The sequence below is a fragment of the Pseudomonas sp. PDM03 genome (assembly GCF_014852385.1).
Taxonomy (GTDB): Bacteria; Pseudomonadota; Gammaproteobacteria; order Pseudomonadales; family Pseudomonadaceae; genus Aquipseudomonas; species Aquipseudomonas migulae.
In genome coordinates this window covers 118,853-144,731 of the sequence record NZ_JACVBM010000008.1, presented here as the reverse complement: position 1 = coordinate 144,731, position 25,879 = coordinate 118,853, and the positions used below count along the sequence as shown (strand labels likewise).

Annotated in this window: 26 protein-coding genes; 15 read left to right on the top strand and 11 right to left on the bottom strand. The window is 60.4% G+C overall.

The genetic code is table 11. From position 1 onward, the window contains the following. Nucleotides 1-1,308 (bottom strand): CitMHS family transporter, encoded by a 1,308-nt coding sequence (locus IB254_RS14240; RefSeq protein WP_192417821.1) that lies wholly within the window; start codon nucleotides 1,306-1,308, stop codon nucleotides 1-3. A 412-nt stretch (nucleotides 1,309-1,720) separates the two neighbouring features. Here IB254_RS14240 and IB254_RS14235 point away from each other — a divergent pair, with 412 nt between their 5' ends. Next, complete coding sequence (locus IB254_RS14235; RefSeq protein ID WP_192417819.1) at nucleotides 1,721-2,122, top strand: GFA family protein; 402 nt, start codon at nucleotides 1,721-1,723, stop codon at nucleotides 2,120-2,122. Here IB254_RS14235 and IB254_RS14230 read toward each other — a convergent pair whose 3' ends face one another. Further along, complete coding sequence (locus IB254_RS14230) at nucleotides 2,123-2,449, bottom strand: DOPA 4,5-dioxygenase family protein (RefSeq protein ID WP_008027608.1); 327 nt, start codon at nucleotides 2,447-2,449, stop codon at nucleotides 2,123-2,125. Between the two features lie 81 nt (nucleotides 2,450-2,530). On the opposite strand from IB254_RS14230, the gene IB254_RS14225 reads away from it, so the two are divergent. Then, nucleotides 2,531-3,193, top strand: coding sequence for an NAD(P)-dependent oxidoreductase (locus tag IB254_RS14225; protein WP_192417817.1), 663 nt, complete (start codon nucleotides 2,531-2,533; stop codon nucleotides 3,191-3,193). Between the two features lie 37 nt (nucleotides 3,194-3,230). On the opposite strand, the gene IB254_RS14220 is transcribed toward IB254_RS14225, so the two are convergent. Further along, nucleotides 3,231-4,181, bottom strand: coding sequence for a choline sulfate utilization transcriptional regulator (locus IB254_RS14220; RefSeq protein WP_192417815.1), 951 nt, complete (start codon nucleotides 4,179-4,181; stop codon nucleotides 3,231-3,233). 114 nt (nucleotides 4,182-4,295) lie between these two features. On the opposite strand from IB254_RS14220, the gene betC reads away from it, so the two are divergent. From betC to IB254_RS14205, 3 genes are all read left to right on the top strand, one after another. Then, on the top strand, nucleotides 4,296-5,810 hold the full coding sequence (gene betC / locus IB254_RS14215; protein ID WP_192417814.1) for a choline-sulfatase: 1,515 nt from the start codon (nucleotides 4,296-4,298) through the stop codon (nucleotides 5,808-5,810). 16 nt (nucleotides 5,811-5,826) lie between these two features. Then, on the top strand, nucleotides 5,827-6,747 hold the full coding sequence (gene choX / locus IB254_RS14210; protein ID WP_192417812.1) for a choline ABC transporter substrate-binding protein: 921 nt from the start codon (nucleotides 5,827-5,829) through the stop codon (nucleotides 6,745-6,747). A 159-nt stretch (nucleotides 6,748-6,906) separates the two neighbouring features. Beyond that, nucleotides 6,907-8,475 carry a SulP family inorganic anion transporter gene (locus IB254_RS14205; protein WP_192417810.1) on the top strand — a complete coding sequence of 523 codons (1,569 nt, stop codon included), beginning with the start codon at nucleotides 6,907-6,909 and terminating at the stop codon, nucleotides 8,473-8,475. A gap of 159 nt (nucleotides 8,476-8,634) precedes the next feature. Here the strand turns inward: IB254_RS14205 and aroE are convergent, their stop codons facing one another. Both aroE and hemF read right to left on the bottom strand, forming a co-directional pair. Then, the gene (gene aroE / locus IB254_RS14200; protein ID WP_192417808.1) at nucleotides 8,635-9,456 is read right to left on the bottom strand and encodes a shikimate dehydrogenase; all 822 of its coding nucleotides are present in this window, start codon (nucleotides 9,454-9,456) and stop codon (nucleotides 8,635-8,637) included. Between the two features lie 9 nt (nucleotides 9,457-9,465). Next, complete coding sequence (hemF, locus tag IB254_RS14195) at nucleotides 9,466-10,380, bottom strand: oxygen-dependent coproporphyrinogen oxidase (protein WP_008027593.1); 915 nt, start codon at nucleotides 10,378-10,380, stop codon at nucleotides 9,466-9,468. A gap of 180 nt (nucleotides 10,381-10,560) precedes the next feature. Between hemF and IB254_RS14190 the strand changes: the two genes are divergently transcribed. Then, entirely contained in the window at nucleotides 10,561-11,538 is a 978-nt protein-coding gene (locus tag IB254_RS14190) for an NADPH:quinone reductase (RefSeq protein WP_008027591.1), read from the top strand. Nucleotides 11,539-11,649: 111 nt separating this feature from the next. Here the strand turns inward: IB254_RS14190 and IB254_RS14185 are convergent, their stop codons facing one another. From IB254_RS14185 to IB254_RS14175, 3 genes are all read right to left on the bottom strand, one after another. Beyond that, on the bottom strand, nucleotides 11,650-12,207 hold the full coding sequence (locus IB254_RS14185; RefSeq protein ID WP_008041467.1) for an L-threonylcarbamoyladenylate synthase: 558 nt from the start codon (nucleotides 12,205-12,207) through the stop codon (nucleotides 11,650-11,652). 54 nt (nucleotides 12,208-12,261) lie between these two features. Then, complete coding sequence (dprA, locus tag IB254_RS14180) at nucleotides 12,262-13,362, bottom strand: DNA-processing protein DprA (RefSeq protein WP_008027588.1); 1,101 nt, start codon at nucleotides 13,360-13,362, stop codon at nucleotides 12,262-12,264. A gap of 80 nt (nucleotides 13,363-13,442) precedes the next feature. Next, complete coding sequence (locus tag IB254_RS14175; RefSeq protein WP_192417806.1) at nucleotides 13,443-14,468, bottom strand: LysM peptidoglycan-binding domain-containing protein; 1,026 nt, start codon at nucleotides 14,466-14,468, stop codon at nucleotides 13,443-13,445. Between the two features lie 171 nt (nucleotides 14,469-14,639). On the opposite strand from IB254_RS14175, the gene def reads away from it, so the two are divergent. The 5 genes from def to IB254_RS14150 all read left to right on the top strand — a co-directional run bounded on the left by def (nucleotide 14,640) and on the right by IB254_RS14150 (nucleotide 19,312). Then, entirely contained in the window at nucleotides 14,640-15,146 is a 507-nt protein-coding gene (gene def, locus IB254_RS14170; RefSeq protein WP_008027583.1) for a peptide deformylase, read from the top strand. A 71-nt stretch (nucleotides 15,147-15,217) separates the two neighbouring features. Beyond that, nucleotides 15,218-16,177, top strand: a complete 960-nt coding sequence (gene fmt, locus IB254_RS14165) for a methionyl-tRNA formyltransferase (RefSeq protein WP_192417804.1) — start codon at nucleotides 15,218-15,220, stop codon at nucleotides 16,175-16,177. Next, nucleotides 16,174-17,484 (top strand): 16S rRNA (cytosine(967)-C(5))-methyltransferase RsmB, encoded by a 1,311-nt coding sequence (rsmB, locus tag IB254_RS14160; protein ID WP_008041465.1) that lies wholly within the window; start codon nucleotides 16,174-16,176, stop codon nucleotides 17,482-17,484. Before fmt ends, rsmB begins: the two co-directional genes overlap by 4 nt. A gap of 22 nt (nucleotides 17,485-17,506) precedes the next feature. Next, a complete protein-coding gene (gene trkA, locus IB254_RS14155) occupies nucleotides 17,507-18,880 on the top strand; it encodes a Trk system potassium transporter TrkA (RefSeq protein WP_008027578.1) in 1,374 nt (457 codons plus the stop codon). 117 nt (nucleotides 18,881-18,997) lie between these two features. Further along, complete coding sequence (locus IB254_RS14150; protein WP_008027576.1) at nucleotides 18,998-19,312, top strand: tetratricopeptide repeat protein; 315 nt, start codon at nucleotides 18,998-19,000, stop codon at nucleotides 19,310-19,312. Here IB254_RS14150 and IB254_RS14145 read toward each other — a convergent pair whose 3' ends face one another. The 3 genes from IB254_RS14145 to tag all read right to left on the bottom strand — a co-directional run bounded on the left by IB254_RS14145 (nucleotide 19,313) and on the right by tag (nucleotide 21,218). Continuing rightward, nucleotides 19,313-19,552 (bottom strand): PilZ domain-containing protein, encoded by a 240-nt coding sequence (locus tag IB254_RS14145; protein ID WP_008027574.1) that lies wholly within the window; start codon nucleotides 19,550-19,552, stop codon nucleotides 19,313-19,315. A 180-nt stretch (nucleotides 19,553-19,732) separates the two neighbouring features. Beyond that, complete coding sequence (locus IB254_RS14140; protein WP_192417802.1) at nucleotides 19,733-20,620, bottom strand: lysophospholipid acyltransferase; 888 nt, start codon at nucleotides 20,618-20,620, stop codon at nucleotides 19,733-19,735. A gap of 40 nt (nucleotides 20,621-20,660) precedes the next feature. Then, nucleotides 20,661-21,218, bottom strand: a complete 558-nt coding sequence (tag, locus tag IB254_RS14135) for a DNA-3-methyladenine glycosylase I (protein WP_192417800.1) — start codon at nucleotides 21,216-21,218, stop codon at nucleotides 20,661-20,663. Nucleotides 21,219-21,299: 81 nt separating this feature from the next. Between tag and glyQ the strand changes: the two genes are divergently transcribed. From glyQ to IB254_RS14115, 4 genes are all read left to right on the top strand, one after another. Then, nucleotides 21,300-22,253, top strand: a complete 954-nt coding sequence (gene glyQ / locus IB254_RS14130) for a glycine--tRNA ligase subunit alpha (protein ID WP_003213601.1) — start codon at nucleotides 21,300-21,302, stop codon at nucleotides 22,251-22,253. Beyond that, nucleotides 22,250-24,304, top strand: a complete 2,055-nt coding sequence (gene glyS, locus IB254_RS14125) for a glycine--tRNA ligase subunit beta (RefSeq protein WP_192417798.1) — start codon at nucleotides 22,250-22,252, stop codon at nucleotides 24,302-24,304. Before glyQ ends, glyS begins: the two co-directional genes overlap by 4 nt. 6 nt (nucleotides 24,305-24,310) lie before the next feature. Then, complete coding sequence (gmhB, locus tag IB254_RS14120; protein ID WP_008027564.1) at nucleotides 24,311-24,844, top strand: D-glycero-beta-D-manno-heptose 1,7-bisphosphate 7-phosphatase; 534 nt, start codon at nucleotides 24,311-24,313, stop codon at nucleotides 24,842-24,844. Between the two features lie 82 nt (nucleotides 24,845-24,926). After that, a complete protein-coding gene (locus tag IB254_RS14115) occupies nucleotides 24,927-25,706 on the top strand; it encodes a lysophospholipid acyltransferase family protein (protein ID WP_192417797.1) in 780 nt (259 codons plus the stop codon). Nucleotides 25,707-25,879 lie beyond the last annotated feature (173 nt).

Sequence of the window (25,879 nt, the reverse complement as noted above, 5' to 3'; positions counted from 1 at the left end):
TTATAGAGTGCTGAACAGCGGAAAAATCCCCATCAGCAATGCTGCAACCAGTATGCACATGCACACCAGCACTGCCCATTTCAGGGTAAAGCGCTGATGGTCACCGAAGTCGATACCGGCCAGGGCCACCAACAAATAGGTCGATGGTACCAGCGGGCTCAGCAAGTGGACGGGCTGACCGACGATCGAGGCACGTGCCATTTCAACCGCGGTTATACCGTAATGACTGGCCGCTTCGGCAAGTACTGGTAACACGCCGTAATAAAATGCGTCGTTCGACATGAAGAACGTGAACGGCATGCTCACCAGCGCGGTGATCACGGCCAGGTACGGGCCGAGGAAATCCGGGATGACCGCCAACAGGCTCTTCGACATCGCATCGACCATGCCGGTGCCCGACAGGATACCGGTGAAGATACCCGCCGCGAAGATCAAACCGACCACCGCCAGCACGCTGCCGGCGTGGGCCGCAACGCGATCCTTCTGCTGTTGCAGGCAAGGATAGTTGACGATCATGGCAATACTGAACGCCACCATGAACAACACTGGCAACGGCAGCAGGCCTGCGATCAGGGTGCACATCAGTGCGAATGTCAGGGCACCGTTGAACCAGATCAGCTTTGGACGACGGGCGTCCGGGAACTGCGAAACGCTGATTTCGCTGTGGTCGATTTCATCGCCCACCAGGTGCAGCTCACCCAGACGCGCACGTTCACGTTTGCCGTAGAAGTAAGCGATGGCCAGGATGGCCAGGACACCGAAAGCCATTGCCGGAATCATCGGTACGAAGATATCCGACGGGTCCACATGCAACGCACTGGCCGCACGGGCAGTCGGACCGCCCCATGGCGTCATGTTCATCACGCCACCGGCGAGGATGATCAGGCCAGCCATAATCCGCGGGCTCATGCCGATGCGGCTGTAGAGCGGCAGCATGGCGGCCACGCAGATCATGTAAGTGGTCGCGCCGTCACCATCGAGGGAGACGACGAGCGCCAGTACGGCGGTGCCGACCGAAACTTTCAACGGGTCGCCCTTGACCAGTTTGAGGATTTTGCGCACGGCCGGGTCGAATAGGCCGGAGTCGATCATCAGGGCGAAGTAGAGGATGGCGAACATCAGCATCACGCCGGTTGGCGCAAGCTTGGTGATGCCTTCGAGCATCATCGGGCCGATCTTCGGCGCAAAACCACCGAACAGGGCGAAGACGATTGGAATGATGATCAGGGCGATCAGCGCAGACAGGCGCTTGGTCATGATCAGGAACATGAACGTGATGACCATGGCGAAGCCAAGGAAAGTCAGCATGGGAATACTCCAGGCGTAGCGCGGCTAGGGAATGGGCGAACCGGGTGGGTCAGCGCAGAACGGGAAGCACGAGGCGTACGGGCGGAGTTGCGGCGAAGCGGCGGGTATCAAAGGACATCAGGGTCACCATTGTTGTTGTTAAATGGGCTGTGCGAGCGATAAAACACTGGCATTGGCCGACCGGTCTGTTGCCGGTAGTGGGGGCGATCCTAATCGGGGAAGCTTTCAGCCAGCTTTCGCTGGTGAAAGCATTGACCGGATGTGCGACCGGTCGTCGGACGGGGGCTAGGCTTTAAACCACGTCGACACGATCGCGAGCAGGCTCGCTCCCACATGGAAATGCGTTCCCCTGTGGGAGCGAGACCGGCTTGCCGGCGATGGCGTCGGAACATACGCAACAGGAGGAAATGTGATGAACGAGCTTCACACCGGCGGCTGCCACTGCGGACAACTGCGCTATCAATTCACCGGCCCGCTGCACGACATCGCCCATTGTCACTGCTCGATTTGCCGGCGGGTCAGCGGCGGGATCGTGACCACCTGGATCACCGTGCCCTCATCGACCTTTGAATGGCTGAAAGGCACACCGGCGCAGTACGCCTCGTCATCCAGTTGCGTACGATATTTCTGCCCGACCTGTGGGGCGCAACTCGCGCTGGTGACACACCTCAGTCCCGAGAGCATCGACCTGACCATCGCCACCCTCGATCATCCCGAGCAGGCTCCGGCCGAGCGGCACATCTGGACCGACAGCCGTCTGCCCTGGCTGCACCTGGACGAACACCTGCCGGGCGAAGCCGAAGAAACACTCTGATCAAAAAATAGACAGGTCCAGTGGCCGGATCGCCCCCATCCAGATGGCATGTTCGGTGTGGTCGAGCAGATCGTCGCCGGTGTCCGGGTGCAGGAACACCACCAAACCCTTGCGGTTGAGCGCCAGCCACGGCAACACGTCGCCGATGAGTTCCGGCCCGAATGCCAGTTGGCAACTCCAGTCCGGGTGCGGGCCGACCGGACGTTCGTGCACCCGCCCCATTTTCAGCGGGAACAGCTGCGCCGCCTGCTCACACAAGGCTCGCGCCTGGTCGATGGTGCTGGCGTCGAAATACACGTGGGCGTGGTAGCCCTTGATCTGTTGCATCTGAAACCCTCTGAATCCCTGTCGAACCCTCACCGTCTCCCACAGGTCAAATGCCATACACCCAGGAAACGGAGCCCAGCCATGAAAAATGCCGAAACCCCGGTGGTAAAAGTGGTGCTTTATGGTGCCATGAGTAGCCTGGGCAGTGCGCTGATGGCTGAGATGCTGCGGCGGCAACACGAAGTGATCGCCATCCTCGATGACTTGACGGCACTCGCGCCACGTCCGGGTTTACGCACCAAGACGGGCGACCTGTTTGAGGCCGAGCGCGTCAAACAAAGCGTCGCGGGTTGTTCGGCCGTCATCTGTCTATTAGACGCACCAGGCTTGCCGTTCAACAGCGAACACGTTGAAAAAACCATTGTTCCAGGCCCGGTCGAACAGGTGCTCGCCGTCGATGCGCTGATAGACGGCATGCAGGCTGCCGGCATTGCCCGACTGTTTCTGGTGGGGGATTTCGAGGTGTTGGACGATCCGGAGATCGAGGATCAACTGCAACGCCACGCCGCCGAAGAAATCCGCGAATCCCTGCAAAGCAGTAAGTTGCACTGGACGCTGGTGAATGCACCGCGTGGCATCCCGGGGCTGACGATCGAGCATTTCAGCCACGCCAGCAGCAGCCTGGAACCGGGGCTGGCCGAACCGCTGGATCGCTTGAAACGTGTCGCGATAGGGATCGCCGATGAATTGCACTTCAATCTTCACGTGGGCGAACACGTGAATTTCGTGGCGACTTCAGAGTAGTGAAAGCTCGGGCCGCGCCCGGACGACCTTTTTGCTTTCACACCGCAATCGAAGGCAAAGGCAGGCCATTCAGCGATTGCGCACTGCTGGCCTGCTCGGCCATCAACCAATCCACAAACTGTTGAATCAACACCCCACGCCGTTTGCGTTGGGGCAGGACCACGTAATAACCCTGCCGGGACATCACCGTTTCAGTAATTGGCCGACACAACAAACCTTGCGCCAGCAAGTTATCCACAAGGTGCCGCCAGCCAATCGCCACGCCCTGGCCGCCAATCGCCGCTTGAATCAACAGCGTGTAATTGTCGAATCGCAACTGCCCGGGCGCCGGCGCCGAAGTAATCCCCAGTTCGCGAAACACACCACTCCAGTCGAACCAGTTGCTGCTGTTTTCGCCACGCAGGTGCAGCAACGGAAATTCCAGCAGCCCCTGGGGCGGCAAGGGCAGGGGACGGTCCTTCAATAGCAGCGGGCTGCACACCGGGAACACTTCTTCGCTGAACAGCCAATGGCTTTCGCCCTGTTTAAAACGCCCGTCACCAAACAGCACGGCAACATCGATATCGGTGCGCAGCATGTTGAGGCTGCGTTCGCTGGTGACCAGGCTAACGTCGACATGAGGATTGGCCGCGTGAAAGCGGTGCAATCGGGGCATCAGCCAGTAAGCGGCAAAGGCAAAATCGGTGGCGACCTGCAACACTTCATGCTGTTGCTGTGCACTGATCGCACTTAATCCTGCGTCGATATTCTGCAAACCGAGCTGAACCTGCTCGAAAAGAATCGCCCCGGCCTCGGTCAATTCGATCCCGCGATAAATGCGATCGAACAGCCGTGTGGCGAGTTGATCTTCCAGCCGTTTGATCTGCTGGCTGATGGCCGGTTGCGTGGTGCCGAGCTCTACCGCAGCGGCGGTGAAGCTGTGATGGCGGGCGGCCGCTTCGAAGGCGCGGAGCAGATCCAGAGACAAATCACCGAGGGCGTCATACATAAGCTGTGCTTATCCTAGTCATTGCCTGGCATGGGCTTTACCACAAATCACATGGACTCCATGCTCGATTGCAGCACTCTCGCATAAATATTCACTATGGAATGCCGCGATCACATGAAGCGCAAGAATATTCTTTTCATCATGGCCGATCAGATGGCCGCGCCAATGTTGCCGTTCTACGGCCATTCGCCGATCAAATTGCCCAATCTCAGCCGCCTCGCCGCCGAAGGCGTGGTGTTCGACGCCGCTTATTGCAACAGCCCACTCTGCGCGCCGTCGCGTTTTACCTTGGTCAGCGGTCAGTTACCGAGCAAGATCGGCGCCTACGATAACGCGGCCGATTTCCCTGCCGACGTGCCCACCTACGCCCACTACCTGCGGCGCCTCGGCTATCGCACCGCGTTGTCCGGCAAGATGCACTTTTGCGGCCCGGACCAACTGCACGGTTACGAAGAACGCCTGACCAGCGACATTTACCCGGCCGACTACGGTTGGGCAGTGAACTGGGACGAACCGGACGTGCGTCCGACCTGGTATCACAACATGTCGTCGGTACTGCAGGCCGGGCCTTGCGTGCGCACCAATCAGCTGGATTTCGATGAAGAGGTGGTGTTCAAGGCCCAGCAATACCTGTTCGACCACATTCGTGAGGATGGCGACCAGCCGTTCTGCCTGACCGTGTCGATGACTCACCCACACGACCCGTACACCATTCCCAAGGCCTTCTGGGATCTGTACGACGACGCCGACATCCCATTGCCCGAAACCCCGGCACAAACCGAGCTCGATCCGCACGCCCAGCGTTTGCTCAAGGTCTACGACCTGTGGGACAAGCCGCTGCCTGTGGATAAGATCCGCGATGCACGCCGGGCTTATTTCGGTGCTTGCAGCTATATCGACAGCAACGTCGGCAAACTTCTGCAAACGCTCGAAGATACCGGTCTGATCAACGACACGATCATCGTGTTCTCCGGCGACCACGGCGACATGCTCGGCGAGCGCGGCCTCTGGTACAAAATGCATTGGTACGAAATGGCCGCGCGCGTGCCGATGTTGATCAGTTCACCCGGCCAGTTTGGCGCCGGACGGGTCAGCGCAGCGGTTTCCACCGCCGACCTGCTGCCGACGTTTGTCGAGTTGGCCGGCGGCGCTCTGGAGCCGGGCTTGCCGCTGGATGGCCGCTCGCTGGTTCCGCACCTGCAAGGGCAGGGCGGTCACGACGAAGTCTTCGGCGAATACATGGCCGAAGGCACCATCAGTCCGCTGATGATGATTCGCCGTGGCGCCTACAAATTCATCTACAGCGAAGACGACCCGTGCCTGCTCTTCGACGTACACAACGACCCGCGTGAACAGGAAGAACTCAGCCAGTCGCCGCAACATCGGCTCCTGTTCGATGAATTTCTTGCCGAAGCACGGGCCAAATGGAACATCCCGGCGATACACCAACAGGTGCTCGCGAGCCAGCGTCGTCGGCGTTTCGTCGCCGAGGCACTGACCATCGGCAAGCTGAAGAGCTGGGATCACCAGCCACTGGTGGACGCCAGTCAGCAGTACATGCGCAACCACATCGACCTCGACGATCTGGAGCGTAAAGCACGTTATCCACAACCCTGCCAAAACCAATAATGTTAAGGGGAAGTCCATGCAAAAGTTATCCACAGTACTGACGATCGGACTGCTGGCTCTGGGCAGTGCGTCGGCGTATGCCGATCAGAGCTGCGAGACGGTGAAAATGGCCGACCCTGGCTGGAGCGACATCGCCGCGACCAACGCCATCACCGGGTTTCTGCTGGACGGCATGGGCTACAAGCCCAAAGTCGACACCCTCGCGGTGCCGATTACCTTTGGCGGGTTGAAGGATGGCCAGGTCGACGTGTTTCTCGGCAACTGGATGCCGGCGCAGCAGGGTTTCTATGACAAGTTCGTCGCCACCGGCGACGTCACGCAACTGGCGAAGAACCTCGATGGCACCGAGTTCACCCTGGCGGTGCCGGATTACGTGTGGGACGCGGGTGTGCATAACTTCGCCGACCTGAACAAATTCGCCGACAAGTTCGACAAGAAGATCTACGGCATCGGCTCCGGCGCTCCGGCGAACATCTCGCTGCAAGAAATCATCAAGAAGAACGACTTCGACATGGGCCAGTGGAAACTGGTCGAGTCCAGTGAACAGGCGATGCTGGCCGAAGTGTCTCGCGCGGTGAAGAAACAGAAATTCGTGACCTTCCTCGGCTGGACGCCGCACCCGATGAACGTGCAGCTGAAAATGCATTATCTGAAGGGCGGCGAGAAATACTTCGGCGACACCGGCAGCGTCCATACCCTGACCCGCAAGGGTTACGCCGAGGCCTGCCCGAACGTGGGCAAGTTGCTGACCAACCTGAGTTTCACCCAGGAGATGGAAAACAGCATCATGGCGGATGTGGTGAACAAGAAGCTCAGCAATGCGGATGCGGCCAAGGCGTGGATCAAGGCCAATCCGGCGGTGCTGGACAAATGGCTGGAAGGCGTGAAGACCGCGGACGGCAAGGATGCGTTGCCGGCGGTAAAAGCCAAGCTCTAACCCCTCGGGCCTGGATGCCGATCTGTAGGAGCCGGCTTGCTGGCGATTCAACGATAACGCGGTGTACCTGATACACCGCGGTGCCATTATCGCCAGCAAGCCGGCTCCTACAGGTGTTGGGCTGATACCCTTGCGCAAAATTTTCAACCGAGAGGACCCATGGCCTTCCCCAGCCGCCATTCACTCTTCCCCTTCCTCACGTGGTTGCCCCGGCAGACCCGCGCCAGCGTCGGCCGTGACCTGATCGTCGGCCTCAGCGGCGCCATTCTCGCGTTGCCGCAATCCATTGCCTACGCGCTGATCGCCGGTCTCCCACCGGAATACGGCTTGTACGCCGCCATCATCCCGGTGCTGATCGCCTGCCTCTGGGGTTCATCGTGGCATTTGATCTGTGGGCCTACGGCAGCGATCTCCATCGTCCTGTTCGCCAGTGTCAGTCCTCTGGCCGTCCCTGCGTCCAAGGACTACATCACGCTGATCCTGCTTCTGACGCTGCTCGCCGGCATTTTCCAGTGGCTACTGGGTTTGCTGCGGTTCGGCGCACTGGTGAATTTTGTCTCGCACTCGGTGGTATTGGGCTTCACCCTCGGCGCCGCCGTGGTGATTGCCATCGGTCAAATGCCCAACCTGCTGGGGCTGGACTTGCCTAGCCAGGCCACCGCACTGGACAGCTTTTTGATGCTGCTGCAGCACCTCGATGCGGTGGATAAACCCTCGCTCGTACTGGGACTGGCAACAGTCGTCGTCGGCATAATCCTGAAAGGGTTGCTGCCTCGCTGGCCGACGCTGCTGATCACCCTGATCCTCGCCGGGTTGCTGGTTTGGCTGTGGCCATCGATGTTCGGCCACGTGAACCTGGTGAGCGCGTTTGTCGGGCGGTTGCCGCCCTTCAGCCCGTTGCCACTGGATCTGGACATGATTTTGCGATTGCTGCCCAGCGCAGTAGCGGTGGGGATGCTCGGGCTGGTGACGAGCCTGTCGATTGCCCGTTCCTTGTCGGCGCGCTCGCAGCAATTGCTCGATGCCAATCAGGAAGTCCGCGCGCAGGGTTTATCGAACATAGTCGGTGCGTTTTTTTCCGGTTCGCTGTCAGCCGGTTCCTTCACCCGTTCCGGCCTCAGCTACGAAGCGGGTGCCTGTTCGCCAATGGCGGGGGTGTTTTCCGCTTTGTGGGTGGCGCTGTTTGCGATCTTCGGCGCCAACCTGATTGCGCATATTCCGATCCCGGCCATGGCCGGCAGCATTCTGCTGATCGCCTGGGGATTGGTCGATCATCGCGGCATTCGCGCGTTGCTGCGGGTCAGCCGCGCCGAGTTCATGGTGATGGCGCTGACCTGTGTCGCCACGCTGTTGCTGGAATTGCAGACAGCGATCTACGCCGGCGTGCTCGCGTCGTTGTTTTTCTACCTCAAGCGCACCTCGCAACCACGGGTACAGCATTGGCGCGACGGCGATGAAGACATTCTGCGGGTCGGCGGGTCGATCTTTTTCGGCGCCAGCCATTACCTGCAAGTGCGCCTGCAACGCATGCACGGGGCGCGGGTGGTGATCGAGGCGCAGCAGATCAACTTCATCGACTATTCGGGGGTGGAAATGCTGCACCAGGAAGCCCGGCGACTACGCAAGCAGGACCGTAGCCTGACCTTGCGCGGGGCGCGACCGCCGGTGGTGGAGGAGTTGCGAAAGCTCGAAGGCGCAGAGAAATGTCCGATCCATTTCGAAGATTGAAACACACCCATCTCCGGACAATGACCGCGATCACGGCATACCAACCGACTGTAGGAGCCGGCTTGCTGGCGATTCAACGATAACGCGGTTTGCCTGATGTACCGCGGCGTCGCCATCGCCAGCAAGCCGGCTCCTACAGTGTGCGTAGTAAGAGTGTGTTTACGCCGCGAGTTGGCGGCGCAGTTCGGCCAGCACCGGCGCGGTGTCCGGGCGTACGCCGCGCCACAGCAAGAAGGCTTCTGCCGCTTGCTCAGCCAGCATCCCCAAACCATCCATCGACACGGCAGCGCCATGCGCCGTAGCCCAACGGCAGAACGAGGTCGGTTCCTTGCCGTACATCATGTCGTAGCAAACGGTCTTGCCCGGCTCGATCAGAGTGCCCGCAATCGGCGGTACATCGCCCGACAAACTGGCCGATGTCGCGTTGATGATCAGGTCCACCGATTCCTGCAACCAGTCGAAACCACTGGCCGACACCGGCCCCAGATCCGCAAACAACTCAGCCAGCAGCTCGGCTTTTTCCACCGTGCGGTTGGCGATGATCACCGAGGCGGGTTGCTCGGCCAGCAGTGGCTCCAGCGCTCCGCGCACTGCGCCGCCGGCGCCGAGCAGCAGGATGCGTTTGCCCTTGAGGCTGAAACCGGCGTTGACCGTCAGGTCCCGCACCAGCCCGGCACCATCGGTGTTGTCGCCCAGCAGCGTGCCATCGGCGAGCTTGCTCAGGGTGTTCACCGCGCCAGCCCGCTGCGCTCGCGCCGTCAAACTGTCGGCCAGACGGAACGCCTCTTCCTTGAACGGCACCGTCACGTTCGCCCCGCGACCTTCCAGGAAAAACTCCCGGGCAAAGTCGGAAAAATCGTCGAGCGGTGCCAGCGAAGTGCTGTAGTCCAGTTGCTGAGCGGTCTGCTCGGCGAACAGACGATGGATCAACGGCGACTTGCTGTGGCCGATCGGGTTACCGAAAACGACGTAACGATCCATCAGAAATCCTCAGGCCTGGGCCAGCCAGTCGCGGTCTTGCAGGAAGTACTCGGTCAGGCGTGCTTCTTCGCTGCCGGGCTCGGCTTTCCAGTCATAGCTCCAGCGAACTTGCGGCGGCAACGACATGAGGATCGACTCGGTACGCCCACCCGATTGCAGGCCGAACAGCGTGCCACGGTCGTAAACCAGGTTGAACTCGACGTATCGGCCACGGCGGAATTCCTGGAATTCGCGCTGTTTTGCAGTGAACGCATCATTTTTGCGGCGCTGCACGATCGGCAGGTAGGCGTCGATGTAAGCGTCACCGATTGCACGCATGAAAGCGAAGCTGGTGTCGAAATCCCACTCGTTCAAATCATCGAAGAACAGGCCGCCGATGCCGCGCGGTTCGTGGCGATGCTTGATGTGGAAATAGCTGTCGCACCAGGCTTTGTAGCGCGAATAGACGTCCGGACCGAACGGCGCGCAGGCCTGCTCGGCGACGCGGTGCCAGTGCACGCAGTCATCGATGTTGCCGTAATAAGGGGTGAGGTCGAAGCCGCCGCCGAACCACCAGACCGGTTCTTCGCCTTCTTTTTCGGCGATGAAAAAGCGCACGTTGGCGTGGGAAGTCGGCACATGCGGATTGTGCGGGTGAATCACCAGCGACACGCCCAGGGCTTCAAAGCCACGGCCGGCCAGTTCAGGTCGATGGGCGCTGGCGGACGGTGGGAGACCGCTGCCAAACACGTGGGAAAAGTTGACGCCGCCCTTTTCGATGACCGCGCCGTTCTCGATCACGCGGGTGCGACCGCCACCGCCAGCAGGCCGGGTCCAGGCGTCTTCGACGAATTGCGTGCCGCCGTCTTCAGCTTCCAGGGCAGCGCAAATGCGGTCTTGCAGGTCGAGCAGGTAGGCTTTTACGGCCTCGGTGCGGGTCGTCATGTCTTCACCTTGAATCGGGCAAAACTACGCGGCGCTCCATGGGAGCGGGGGCCGGCGCAAATGGGCGCGTAGCATAACATTGCAGATGGACTCGCCACAGTTGACGGGGATCAAGCTTGGGAGTTCGATAGGGCGCTTGGCACTACACCTCTAGTAGCTGAAGACCTAAGGAGAGTTCTGATGGCAAAGCGTATCCAGTTCCGCGCCCATGGCGGCCCCGAAGTGCTCGAATATGTGGATTACCAACCGGCCGAGCCCGGCCCGCAGCAAGTGCGCGTCACCAACAAGGCCATCGGCCTGAACTTCATCGACACCTATTTCCGCAGCGGCCTCTATGCGCCGCCCGCCTTGCCGTCGGGCGTGGGTTCGGAAGGTGCAGGCGTGGTCGAGGCGGTGGGCAGCGAAGTCACCCGCTTCAAGGTCGGTGATCGCGTGGCATACGGCAGCGGCCCGTTGGGCGCCTACAGCGAAGTTCACGTATTGCCGGAAGCCAATCTGGTGCACCTGCCGGACGCGATCAGCTTCGAACAGGCCGCCGGGGTGATGCTCAAGGGCCTCACCGTGCAGTACCTGCTGCGTCAGACCTATGAACTCAAGGGTGGCGAAACCATTCTGTTTCATGCCGCTGCCGGGGGTGTCGGTTCGCTGGCCTGCCAATGGGCCAAGGCGCTGGGCGTGAAGTTGATCGGCACGGTCAGCTCGCCGGAGAAAGCCGCGTTGGCAAAGGCCAACGGTGCGTGGGCGACCATCGACTACAGCCACGAAAACGTCGCACAACGCGTACTGGAATTGACCGACGGCAAAAAAGTCCCGGTGGTGTACGACGGTGTCGGCAAAGACACCTGGCTGACTTCGCTGGATAGCACAGCGCCTCGAGGCCTGGTGGTGAGTTTTGGCAACGCTTCGGGCGCAGTGGACGGGGTAAACCTGGGGATTTTGTCGGCGAAGGGATCGCTGTACGTGACCCGGCCGACACTGGCGACTTATGCCAACAACGCTGAAAACCTGCAGCGGATGGCGGATGAGTTGTTTGAGATGATCATCAGCGGGAAGCTGAAGGTGGAGATCAGCCAGAAGTATTCACTGGCTGACGCGGCGAAGGCGCAGACCGAGTTGTCGGCGCGGCGGACGACAGGTTCGACTGTTTTGTTGCCTTGAAGACGCCATCGCCGGCAAGCCAGCTCCTACAGGTGCGAGTCGTTTGAATATTTTGCGAACGACTTGGACCTTGTAGGAGCTGGCTTGCCAGCGATGAACGATGACGCGGTCTCAACCCGGGCGAATGACGCTCCCGGTCGCCAGATCGCGAATCACGCTCGGATTCTTGCGCCCACCGAGGTTGCCGCCAAGAATCAAATCAAGCTGCCCACGGAAATACTGCTCCACGCGAATCCGCGTCCGCGCCGCCGGCCGGCCCTGCGGGTTGGCCGAGGTTGACACCAACGGCCCGACCAATGCGCACAAATCCCGCACCAACGGGTGATTGCTGACCCGCAACGCCACCGTTTCGTGCACGCCGGTAATCCACTGCGGCAACTGATTCCGATGCGGCACCAGCCAGGTATTCGGCCCCGGCCAAGTGCTGGCCATGCGGTCCATCCACAGCTCAGGGAAATCTTCGAACAGGAAGTCGAACTGGCGGATGTTGTCGGCAACCAGAATCAGGCCCTTGTCCACCGACCGGCCCTTTAGCATCAGCAGACGCTCGACCGCTTCTTCGTCCCACGGGTCGCAACCCAGGCCCCAGACCGCCTCGGTTGGATAGGCAATCACCGCCCCTGCGCGAATGGCTTGCGCGGCTTGTTGCACACGCCAACTGTTGACCATGAAAAACTCTCCGGAATAAGGCTCTGCGCAGTTTACCGATGTTCCTTATAAAACCTAGCTCACCCGCGCAAACCAGCGCCCGCTTTCGCAGACCGCCCGGCCGTCCATTTCCAGTTCCGTCAGCGCCGCCAGCACTTTGGGCAGCGCCCAGCCGCTGGAGACGGACAACGCTTCACTGGTGTGCGGCGCCGCGTGCAACAGCATCAACAGCGGATGTGCCACCGACGGAGCCTGCATGGCTAACGGCAACTGCTGCCAGCCGCGCAACGCTTCGAGGATATGTTCGATGGTTTCCACCAGCATCGCGCCGTCGCGAATCAGCTGATGACACCCCTTGGCGCCGGGATGATGGATCGATCCCGGAATCGCATACACCTCACGACCTTGTTCCGCCGCCAGCCTCGCGGTAATCAAGGAACCGCTGGCGACACTGGCCTCGACCACCAGCACGCCGAGGGACAAACCACTGATGATTCGATTGCGTCGCGGGAAGTTGCTGGCCGTAGGCCCGGCGTCCAGCGGGAACTCGGAAAGCACCGCGCTGCCCGACGCAATCATGGCATCGGCAAGCCTGCGGTTGCGCTGTGGATAAAACTTTTCAAGTCCCGTGCCAAGTACGCCGACCGTTTGCCCGCCCACGTCCAGAGCGGCTTGATGCGCGGCGGCATCGATCCCCAGCGCCAGACCGCTGGTGATGACAAAACCGGCGCCAGCCAGACTGCGCGAAAACGCGGCGGCCGTGTCCATCCCCGGACGGGAAGCGCGACGACTGCCGACCATCGCCAATTGCGGTTTTTCCAGTATGCCCGGATCGCCCGCGACGAATAGCAGTGGCGGCGCGTCGCTGATTTCCGCCAGCAATGCCGGGTAGTCAGGCTGGTCCCACATCAGTAAATGCTGGCCGGGACGGTCTAGCCAGGCCAATGCGTGGCTGGCGCCATCCCGGACATCATCGGCCCGGCGAGCCTCGGCGCAAGCAAACGGCAAGCCCAGCGAACGCCAGGCACTGGCCGGCGCGCTGATGGCTTTGGACGCCGAGCCGAAGGCTTCGAGCAGTTTCCTGAATCGTGCAGGGCCGAGCTCCGGCAAACGATGCAGACGTAAACGGGCTTCCAGTTCCGCAGGGGAAACCGGTGTAACAGCAGGCAGCGACATGGATCATCCTTGATCGTTATGAGCCCCGTTCAAACGGGAATAAGCTGTGGATAACTCTGTTGGTAACTTGTGGAGCCTGCTTACGGATTTCGCACCTTGTCCATCACCGCCAAGGAGCGCGATGCGGTGAGCACCAATCCGTAACTGAGTTTGTCGTAGGTGCGGAACACCATCAGCAAACCGGCGCGTTCATCGGGAATTTTCAGAGGCTGGCCGGAGACCCGGTCGCGCACGGTTTCGCCGGTCTTCATCACCACCAACACGTTGCCTTCGGCGAGACCGTCGCGTTGTCCCCGGTTCAGCGTCACGACATCCATCGCGCCGATCTGGGTAACCCCGCGCGGTACGTCGATGATCAGGCCATTGATCGGTTTTTTTGGCGCACTGGGCATGAAGGTCGAGTTGATCGATCGTTCCTCGCCGCTGAACAAGCGATCGCCGAGGCGCACTTCCTGAGTGGTGCGTTGCAGTGCAAGCGTCGCGACATCACCCTCGGTAGCGACAATTTCACCGCCGCCGATGTCGTCGGCATTGATCCCCAGGAACTCCTTGCTCTCGGGATCGGTATAAACCTTGCCTTGGCGAAAGATGCCGTAGACCGGCTGGTTCGGATCGAAATGGCCGCGGGCGAAAATCCGGTCGCCGGTGCCGCTGAGCACCCGTTCGGCATCGCCGGCGACGATGTAAGGCGCCTTGTCGAAATCCTCGACCTTGTCGACGATGCGGTTGCTCAGCAGAAAACTGTTGATCGACTGCAACGGAATGCTCGGGATGGCGTCGGCCACCGGCGAACTGTGCACCCGTGGCGAGAGCTTGATGGTGCCCCGGGAAGCCCCGCGATTGAGGGTCAGGCGCGGCTGCCCGTCAACGTAGACCAGCGACAGCAAATCGCCGGGGTAGATCAGATTGGGGTTCTGGATCTGCGGATTGGCCTGCCAGAGCTCGGGCCACTTCCACGGCTCACGGAGGAATTTCCCGGAGATGTCCCAAAGTGTGTCACCCGCCGCCACTGTGTATTGCTGTGGAAAACCTTCCTTGAGTTGCACTTGCCCATGCGCCAAACCGGCCGAGGCCAGAAGGAGCAAGGCGAGTAGTGATTTCCTCATGCGGTGAATCCCTTTATTATGTGCGTTCGCGTGAAACGCCAGAGCCCTCGTGGCTCGCTCCCGACTCTTTACCGAAAAGAAAAGGAGCTACGCTTCACAACGGTAGCCTGCATCTTCGGACCTGCCAGGCCATCGACCCGACTTTACCTCACACGTGCAGCAATCAAGCTTATGGCCATTTTAGACATCCTCGAATTCCCCGACTCGCGCCTGCGCACTATCGCCAAACCTGTGGCCGTAGTGGACGACGAAGTGCGTCAGTTGGTCGATGATATGTTTGAAACAATGTATGAAGCGCCAGGCATCGGCCTCGCCGCGACCCAGGTCAACGTGCACAAACGTATCGTCGTGATGGACCTCTCCGAAGACCGCACCGAACCGCGGGTGTTCATCAACCCCGAGTTCGAGCCCCTGACCGACGAGATGGAGCAATACCAGGAAGGCTGCCTCTCGGTGCCGGGTTTCTACGAAAACGTCGATCGCCCGCAGAAGGTCAAGGTCAAGGCCCTGGACCGCGACGGCCAGCCTTACGAACTGATCGCCGAAGGCCTGCTCGCCGTGTGCATCCAGCATGAATGCGACCACCTCAACGGCAAATTGTTCGTCGACTACCTGTCGAATCTCAAACGTGACCGAATCAAGAAGAAACTGGAAAAGCTCCATCGCCAGAACGCTTGATGCCCTCCTTTCAAAGGCTTGCTGCGGCAAGCCTTTTTCTTTTGCGACTGCTTTGTAAATGAGAGCTTCCCATGACTGAGCCACTGCGCATCGTCTTTGCCGGCACCCCGGAATTCGCCGCCGAACACCTCAAGGCCCTGCTCGACAGCCCTTACGAGATCGTCGCGGTCTACACCCAACCGGACCGTCCGGCAGGTCGCGGGCAAAAGTTGATGCCGAGCCCGGTCAAGCAGTTGGCCCAGGAAAACAACATCCCGGTGCTGCAACCGCCAACCCTGCGCAACGAAGACGCTCAAGCCGAACTGGCCGCGCTGAAGCCGGATTTGCTGGTGGTGGTCGCCTACGGCCTGATCCTGCCGCAAGTGGTGCTGGATATTCCGCGCCTGGGCTGCATCAACAGCCACGCGTCGTTGCTGCCACGCTGGCGCGGTGCGGCGCCGATCCAGCGCGCCGTCGAAGCCGGCGACAGCGAAAGCGGGGTGACCGTGATGCGCATGGAACTGGGCCTCGACACCGGGCCGATGCTGCTCAAGGTCACCACGCCGATCAGCGCGGAAGACACTGGCGGCAGCCTTCACGACCGCCTGGCGGAACTCGGCCCGCCGGCGGTGATTCAAGCCATCGCCGGCCTCGCCGCCGGCACGCTGGAAGGTGAAGTGCAGGACGACAGCCTCGCCACCTACGCACACAAATTGAACAAGGACGAAGCGCGCATCGACTGGAACCGCCCGGCCATTGAGCTGGAACGTCTGGTCCGCGCCTTCAACCCATGGCCGATCACCCACAGCACGTTGAATGGCGAAGCGTTGAAAGTGCTGGCCGCGAGCCTCGCCGAAGGGCAGGGCGCACCGGGGGAAATCCTCAGCGCCAGCAAGGACGGCCTGATCGTCGCTTGCGGTGAGCAGGCTCTGTGTCTGACCCGTCTGCAATTGCCCGGCGGCAAGGCGCTGAACTTCAGCGATTTGTTCAACAGCCGTCGTGAGAAATTCGCCGTCGGCACCGTGCTCGGTCAAACGGCGGACGCTCAATGAATCCACGTCTGGCCGCCGCCAAGGCACTTGCTGCAGTTCTCAACGGAAAAGCCTCGCTCAACAGTTCGCTGCCGACACAAATGGACAAGGTCGAAGACCGCGATCGCGGCTTCACCCAGGACCTGGCGTTCGGCACCGCGCGCTGGCAGCCACGTTTGTCGGCGCTCGCGGCCAAGTTGCTGCAGAAGCCGTTCAAGGCTGCCGACGCCGATGTCGAGGCGTTGCTGCTGGTCGGCCTCTATCAACTGCTTTACACCCGCGTCCCGGCTCACGCCGCCATCGGCGAAACCGTCGGTTGCGCCGACAAGCTGAAGAAGCCGTGGGCCAAAGCCTTGCTCAACGCCGTGTTACGCCGCGCCCAACGTGAAAGCGAAGCGCTGCTGGCCGAGCTGGAACACGACCCGGTGGTGCGCACCGCCCACCCACGCTGGCTGCAAAAATCCCTGAAAGCGTTTTGGCCTGAGCAGTGGGAAGCCATTTGTGCGGCAAACAACGCGCATCCGCCGATGATTTTGCGGGTCAACCGTCGCCATCACACTCGCGATGCCTACTTGGGTCTGCTGACCGAAGCGGGCATCGCCGCCACGGCGTGCGTTTACAGCCGGGACGGCATCATTCTCGACGCCGCCGCCGACGTACGCAGTCTGCCGGGCTTCGCCGAAGGCTGGATCAGCGTGCAGGACGAAGCGGCGCAACTCGCCGCCGACTTGCTCGACCTGGCGCCGGGCCAACGGGTGCTCGACGCCTGCTGCGCACCGGGAGGCAAGACCTGCCACATCCTCGAAGCCGAACCCGCACTGGCGGGCGTCGTCGCCGTGGATCTGGAAGCCAAGCGTCTGGTGCGTGTGCGAGAAAACCTCGCTCGCCTGGGCTTGAGCGCCGAACTGATCGCCGCCGACGGCCGCGACACGGCCACCTGGTGGGACGGCAAACCGTTCCAACGCATCCTGCTCGATGCGCCATGCTCGGCCACCGGTGTGATCCGTCGTCACCCGGACATCAAGCTGACTCGCCAACCGGATGACATCGCCGCGCTGGCAGTGCTGCAAGGCGAGTTGCTGGATGCCATGTGGATAACTCTGGAGGTCGGCGGGATTCTGCTTTACGCCACCTGTTCCACGTTGCCGACCGAGAACACCGAAGTCATCGAAGCCTTCCTCGCTCGCACACCGGGCGCCCGTGAGCTGGACCTCGCCACCACGGCCGGCATCAAGCAGCCCCACGGTCGCCAGTTGCTGGCACAGGAAGGCGGCCACGACGGGTTCTATTACGCCAAGCTGATCAAGATCGCCGCCGCGCGCGGTTAACCGGGTTTAAGGGAGTGACTGGATGAAAATCATCATCCTCGGCGCAGGGCAGGTCGGCGGTTCGCTGGCGGAACACTTGGCCAGCGAGGCCAACGACATCACCGTGGTCGACACCGATGGCGAACGCCTGCGCGACCTCGGCGACCGGTTGGACATCCGCACCGTGCAAGGCCGCGGCTCGCTGCCGACGGTGCTGCGCCAGGCCGGCGCGGACGATGCCGACATGCTGGTGGCGGTGACTAACAGTGACGAAACCAACATGGTCGCCTGTCAGGTCGCCCACACCCTGTTCCACACCCCGACGAAAATCGCCCGCGTCCGCGAAGCCGCGTACCTCACGCGCTCCGAGCTGTTCGATAACGAAGCGATTCCGGTGGATGTGCTGATCAGCCCGGAACAAGTGGTCACCAACTACATCAAGCGCCTGATCCAGCATCCGGGTGCGTTGCAGGTGATCGATTTCGCCGAAGGCAAAGCGCAGCTGGTCGCGGTGAAGGCGTACTACGGCGGACCGCTGGTGGGTCAGCAACTGCGTCAGTTGCGTGAACACATGCCGAATGTCGAAACCCGCGTAGCGGCGATTTTCCGCCGTGACCGGCCGATTTTGCCTCAGGGCGATACGGTGATCGAGGCGGACGACGAAGTGTTTTTCATCGCCGCCAAGGCGAATATTCGCGCAGTGATGAGCGAAATGCGCCGCCTCGATGAGAGCTACAAGCGCATCGTCATCGCCGGGGGCGGGCAGATCGGCGAGCGTCTGGCCGAGGCCATCGAAAGCCGTTATCAGGTGAAGATCATCGAGATGAACCCAGCCCGCTGCCGTCATCTCTCGGACACCCTCGACAGCACCGTGGTCCTGCAAGGCAGTGCCTCCGACCGCGATTTGCTGATGGAAGAGAACATCGCCGACGCCGACATCTTCCTGGCGCTGACCAACGATGACGAAGCCAACATCATGTCGTCGCTGCTGGCCAAGCGCCTGGGCGCGAAGAAGGTGATGACGATCATCAACAACCCGGCTTACGTCGACTTGATCCAGGGTGGCGACATCGACATCGCCATCAGCCCGCAACTGGCGACCATCGGCACCTTGCTGGCCCACGTGCGGCGCGGTGACATCGTCAGCGTGCATTCATTGCGCCGTGGTGCGGCGGAGGCCATCGAGGCGATTGCCCATGGTGATGCGAAGTCGAGCAAAGTGATCGGCAAGGCCATCGAGAACATCGGTCTGCCCCCGGGCACCACGATTGGCGCGATCATTCGTGATGAAGAGGTGATCATTGCCCACGATGACACGGTGATCGCGGCGGGCGACCATGTGATTCTGTTCCTTGTGGATAAGAAGCATATTCGGGATGTGGAGAAGTTGTTCCATGTCGGCCTCAGCTTCTTCTGATCCGTTAGACCGCTATCGCCAGCAAGCCGGCTCCTACAAAGGATTGCGTATAACCTGTAGGAGCCGGCTTGCTGGCGATGCGATTTCAATAACGCCGCCTATTCGGAAATGTTCCCAATGATCGAATCCCTGGAAAAAATGCTCGCCAAGGGTGTGGATAACTCACTGCTGCGCTTCGGCCTCGGCAAGGGCTATCTGGATCTTGGGGAAAACGCCAAGGCCGCCGAGCATTTCCAGCGTTGCGTCGAATTCGACCCGAAGTATTCAGCGGCGTGGAAGCTGTTGGGCAAGGCACATCTGGCGCTGGCGGACTATCCGGCCGCGCGTCAGGCGTGGGAGCAAGGTCTGGAAGCTGCTCGTGCTCACGGCGACAAGCAGGCGGAGAAGGAGATGACGGTGTTCCTGAAGAAACTTGAGCGCCAGGCGCACTGATCAGAGGTAGCGCAGGCCGATGCCGTCAGCGTCTACCAGCACCACTTCCATGCGAACCCGCGGCGCGCCTGTGGGTAAATCCTGTACCTGACCATAGACCACCGCCCCCTTGGGCAACGCCGACAAGCCCGGATGCTTGACGTAGACGCCCGTGGTCGAGAGATTTCGGGTTTGGCCAAGGCATTCGCCGAAGCTTTCGTGACTGATCTTGATGCGAAACGATTTGCGGTGTTCGGACATCTTCTGCGCCCTTTTTAGAACAGTTGTGGATAACCCGAATCTGTAGGAGCGAAGCTTGCTCGCGAAGAGGCCATTACATTCAACATTGATGTTGGATGTGATATCGCCTTCGCGGGCAAGTCGGATCGCCGCACCGTTCGCTCCTACAGGTTCAGTTATCCACAGATCATGCCAATCAACTCAATACCAGCGCTCTTCACCCGGCGGCCGCTTCTTGAAGCGTTTCATACTCCACATGTACTGGCTCGGATACGCCCGCACATAACGCTCGACCACCTTGCTCATGGCCGCGCAGGACGTCTCGGTATCAGTGCTGTACATGGCCTCAGGCGCCGCTTCGAGGATCACTTTGTAGCCCGAACCGTCCGGCAGCCGCAGGGCGTGCAGGAACACACCGACCGCTTTACCGCCTGCCAACATGTTCGGCACAAACTTGCTGGTCAGTGCCTGAGTGGCAAAGAACGGCACGAAGATCCCGGCGGATTCGGCCGGTTCCGGGTCAGCCGGAATGCCCACTGCACCACCTTTGCGCACTTCCTTGATGACGCTGAGGATGCCTTCCTTGGTGGAGGCGGCGACCTTGTTACCCAGTTGCACCCGCTGCTTGCGCAGCAATTCATCCACAGCCTTGAGCTTTGGCGGACGATAGAAAATGATCGGTTTGCACTGGCTGCAATAGAAGTGGTTCAACACTTCCCAGTTGCCGAGGTGGCTGGTGATACCGACCACACCTTTGCCGGAGGCGAGGGCGTCTTTCAAGACGTCGAGCCCTTCGACTTCGCGCACCAGATCGATGGAACGCTGCGCCGGCCAGATCCACGCGCAGGCACTTTCGGTCAGCGACTTGCCGATGTCTTTCAGGCTCTGGCCGACCAGACGCTCGCGCTCGGCAGGGTCCATCTCCGGAAAACACTTGGCCAGATTGATCCGCACCACATCACGGGAACGGTTTGGGGTTTTCCACATTACCCAGCCGATGGCCGAGCCAACCACCTGCACTGCTCGCCAGGGAAGCAGGGCAAACAGCCGCAGAGCGCCTACCAGCAAGGCGCCTTTCAACTTATCCACAGGTCACTCCTGATCTTGTGCTGTGCGCGAGGCGGCTATTCTAACCGCCGATCGACAAGGTCGCGTAGCGATCGCAATCCTTGGTGTGGTCCATGACCATCCCCGAAGCCTGCATCAGCGCGTAGCAAATGGTCGGGCCGACGAAGGTGAAGCCGGCTTTTTTCAGGCCTTTGCTCATATCCACGGCGACTGGCGTGACCGCCGGGACTTCGGTGCGATCCTTGAAATGATTGATCACAGGCTTACCGCCGACGAAAGACCAGAGAAACTCGACCGGGTCTTCAAGCGCCAGCCAGGCCTGGGCATTGCGCCGGGCGGCGTTGAGTTTGAGGCGATTGCGGATGATCCCGGGATCGAGCATCAATTCATCGATTTCGGCGTCGCTCATTTGCGCCACGCGCTGTACATCGAAGCCGAACAGCACCTCGCGATATCGCTCGCGTTTGCGCAACACGGTGATCCAGGAGAGGCCGGCCTGGAACCCTTCGAGCAAAAGCAACTCGAACAATCCCTGCGCATCGCGTAGCGGCGTGCCCCACTCCTGGTCGTGATAAGCCATGTACAGCGGATCTTCGGAACACCAAAAGCAGCGTGGCATAAGGCTCCAGGGGGCGTGCGCAGCAATGAATCGGGTATACTCCCGCTCTTTAAATCGCAGCCCAAGAAACAGGTGAATTTCGTGAGCCAGCCTACGCCAGCCGTGCGTACCTTCCAAGACTTGATCCTCGCCCTCCAGCAATACTGGGCCGAGCAAGGTTGCGTGGTACTTCAGCCCTACGATATGGAAGTAGGCGCCGGGACTTTCCACACAGCCACGTTTCTGCGCGCCATCGGCCCGGAAACCTGGAACGCCGCTTATGTGCAGCCCAGTCGTCGCCCGACTGACGGCCGCTACGGCGAAAACCCGAACCGTCTGCAGCACTACTATCAGTTCCAGGTGGTTCTGAAGCCGAACCCGGACAACTTCCAGGAACTGTACCTGGGCTCCCTCAAGCATGTCGGCCTGGACCCGCTGGTCCACGACATTCGCTTCGTCGAAGACAACTGGGAATCGCCGACCCTGGGCGCCTGGGGTCTGGGCTGGGAAGTCTGGCTCAACGGCATGGAAGTGACGCAGTTCACTTACTTCCAGCAGGCGGGCGGCATCGAGTGCTACCCGGTGACCGGCGAGATCACTTACGGCCTCGAGCGTCTGGCCATGTACCTGCAAGGCGTGGACTCGGTCTACGACCTGGTCTGGGCTGACGGTCCGTTCGGCAAAGTGACCTACGGCGACGTGTTCCACCAGAACGAAGTGGAGCAGTCGACCTACAACTTCGAACACGCCAACGTCGAGAAGCTGTTCGAACTGTTCGACTTCTACGAAAGCGAAGCCAAGCGCCTGATCGAACTCGACCAGCCGCTGCCGTTGCCGAGCTACGAAATGGTGTTGAAGGCGTCCCATACCTTCAACCTGCTGGATGCGCGCCGGGCGATCTCGGTGACTGCGCGTCAGCAATACATTCTGCGTGTACGCACCCTGGCGCGTTCCGTTGCGCAAGCCTACTTGCTGGCTCGCGCCAAGCTGGGCTTCCCGATGGCGACCCCGGACCTGCGTGATGAAGTACTGGCCAAGCTGGAGGCTGCACAATGAGTGCTCAAGATTTCCTGGTTGAACTGGGCACCGAAGAACTGCCACCCAAGGCCCTGAACACCTTGGCCGAAGCGTTCCTGGCCGGTATCGACAAAGGCCTGCAAGCCGCTGGCCTGAACTACGAGACCAAAACCGTCTACGCCGCGCCGCGTCGTCTGGCTGTGCTGATCACCGCGCTGGCTACCCAGCAACCGGATCGCAGCATCAACCTCGACGGCCCGCCACGTCAGGCGGCGTTCGATGCCGAAGGCAACCCGACTCAAGCGGCACTGGGTTTCGCCAAGAAGTGCGGCGTCGAGCTGAGCGAAATCGATCAGAGCGGTCCGAAACTGCGTTACAGCCAGAGCATCGCCGGCAAGCCGACCGCGAGCCTGCTGCCGACCATCGTCGAAGACTCCCTGAATGACCTGCCGATCCCGAAGCGCATGCGCTGGGGCGCACGCAAGGAAGAGTTCGTTCGTCCGACCCAATGGCTGGTCATGCTGCTCGGTGACCAGGTCATCGATTGCACGATCCTCGCCCAGAAGGCCGGCCGCGACTCCCGTGGTCACCGTTTCCATCACCCGGAAAGCGTACGCATCACCTCGCCGGCCAACTACCTGACCGACTTGCGTGCCGCTTACGTTCTGGCCGACGCCAACGAGCGTCGCGCGATTATCAGCAAGCGCACCGAAGAACTGGCAACGATGCAGGAAGGCACGGCGATCGTTCCGCCAGCCCTGCTCGACGAAGTGACCGCGCTGGTTGAATGGCCGGTGCCGCTGGTGTGCTCGTTCGAAGAGCGTTTCCTCGACGTGCCGCAAGAAGCGCTGATCACCACGATGCAGGACAACCAGAAGTATTTCTGCCTGCTGGATGCCGACGGCAAGTTGCTGCCACGTTTCATTACCGTGGCCAACATCGAAAGCAAAGACCCGCAGCAAATCATCGCCGGTAACGAGAAAGTGGTTCGCCCACGCCTGACCGACGCCGAGTTCTTCTTCAAGCAAGACAAGAAGCAGAAACTCGAAGACTTCAACCTGCGCCTGCAAAACGTGGTGTTCCAGGAAAAACTCGGCAGCGTCTACGACAAGGCCGAGCGCGTATCCAGGCTTGCCGCGTTCATCGCGCAACGCATTGGCGGTAACGCTGCATGGGCTTCCCGTGCCGGCCTGCTGTCCAAGTGCGACCTGGCGACCGAGATGGTCGGTGAGTTCCCGGAGATGCAAGGCGTCGCCGGTTACTACTACGCCCTGAACGATGGCGAGCCGGAAGAAGTCGCGCTGGCGCTGAACGAGCAATACATGCCACGCGGTGCCGGTGCTGAACTGCCGACCACCCTGACCGGTGCGGCCGTGGCCATCGCTGACAAACTCGACACGCTGGTCGGTATCTTCGGGATCGGCATGCTGCCAACCGGTAGCAAAGACCCGTATGCCCTGCGCCGTGCTGCACTGGGCGTATTGCGCATCCTGATCGACAAGAAGCTCGACCTCGACCTGAACGACGCCGTGGCCTTTGCCGTGAATGCGTTCGGCGCCAAGGTCAAGGCTGCTGGCCTGGCCGACTCGGTACTGGAATTCGTGTTCGACCGTCTGCGTGCCCGTTACGAAGATGAAGGCGTGGACGTAGCGACTTACCTGTCGGTTCGTGCCCTGAAACCAGGTTCGGCACTGGACTTCGATCAGCGCGTACAAGCGGTGGAAGCGTTCCGCAAATTGCCTGAAGCGGCGGCCCTCGCTGCAGTGAACAAGCGCGTTTCGAACTTGCTGAGCAAGGTCGAAGGTTCTGTTCCTACAGTCGTTGAAGCCAAGTACTTCGACAACGCCAACGAATTCTCCCTGTACTCGGCGATTCAGCAGGCGGACCAAGCGGTTCAACCGATGGCAGCTGCGCGTCAGTACAGCGAGTCGCTGGCACGTCTGGCAGCCTTGCGCGAGCCTGTGGATGCTTTCTTCGAAGCCGTCATGGTCAACGCTGAAGATGCCAAGGTCCGTGCCAACCGCTATGCGCTGCTGGCGCGTCTGCGTGGCTTGTTCCTCGGCGTCGCCGATATTTCGTTGCTGGGGTAAGACTGTTTGAAACTGCTGATTCTCGATCGGGACGGGGTGATCAATTACGACTCCGACGCTTACATCAAGTCGGTGGAGGAGTGGAAACCGCTCCCCGGTTCGATCGAAGCCATCGCGCAGTTGAGCAAGGCCGGCTGGACGGTAGCGGTCGCTACCAACCAGTCCGGCATCGCTCGCGGCTATTACGACGTCGCCACCCTGGACGCCATGCACGAGCGCTTGCGCTCGTTGGTGGCGGAGCAGGGCGGTGAAGTCGGGCTGATCGTCTATTGCCCGCACGGGCCGGACGAAGGCTGCGATTGCCGCAAGCCAAAACCCGGGATGCTGAAAACCATCGCCACGCATTACAACGTATCGCTGACTAATCTATGGTTCGTCGGCGACAGTCTTGGTGACCTGGAAGCCGCAAAAGCCGTCGATTCTCAGCCAGTTTTGGTAAAGACCGGGAAAGGCGAAAAGACTTTGGGCAAAACCCTACCGGTAGGCACTTTGATTTTTGACGATCTCGCGGCGATTGCCGCAGAACTTATCCACAATTAGAGCGTTTTCGAGATTCCTGACCAAGGATTGATCGGGAGTGCGCTTTATATAGACGGGCAGAGCCCGCACGGTAAACGTCGCCATGTCGATATTGCAGGCCATCAGAACCTTCCTCTTTTACCTGCTGCTGGGCACCAGTTCCTTGCTTTGGTGCAGCCTGAGCTTTTTTATCGCGCCTTTTCTGCCGTTCAAGGCGCGCTATCGTTTTATCAACGTGTACTGGTGCCGTTGCGCCTTGTGGCTGAGCAAAGTCTTTCTGGGCATCAGCTACGAAGTGAAAGGTGCCGAGAACGTGCCAGACCAGCCCTGCGTGATTCAGTCGAACCACCAGAGCACCTGGGAGACGTTCTTCCTCTCGGCCTATTTCGAGCCGTTGAGCCAGGTACTGAAGCGTTCATTGCTGTTTGTACCGTTCTTCGGTTGGGCCATGGCCATGCTGCGGCCGATCGCCATCGACCGCGATAATCCGAAGGCCGCGCTCAAACATGTAGCGAAGCAGGGCGATGAACTGCTGAAGGATGGCGTCTGGGTACTGATATTCCCTGAAGGAACGCGGGTCCCTTACGGCACCATCGGAAAATTCTCACGAGGTGGTACGGCGTTAGCCGTCAACGCCGAACTTCCGGTGCTGCCGATTGCGCACAATGCCGGCAAATTCTGGCCGAAAACCGGTTGGGCCAAGAAGCAGGGCGTCATCACTGTGATCATCGGCGAACCGATGCACGCCGAAGGCAGCGGGCCCCGTGCGATTGCCAACCTCAATGACCGGGTTCAGGCCTGGAACGAGCAGATGCAACGGGAAATGGGCTCGCTCCCACCCGCTCCGCAAGCGCCGGCTGCCAACGATCAGATGGCTGTCTGAGATTCTGTGGATAACCTGTGTACCGTTTTACTGAAAAGTAGCGTATTTAGTTTGTAGGCTTATGATTTATATACATATTTCCTAAGCTCATAAAATATGGAAAAAGGTGCATAAGTTTTTTTCGGACGTAAAAAAACCGGCTGATATAGCCGGTTTTTTTATGCCTTCGATTA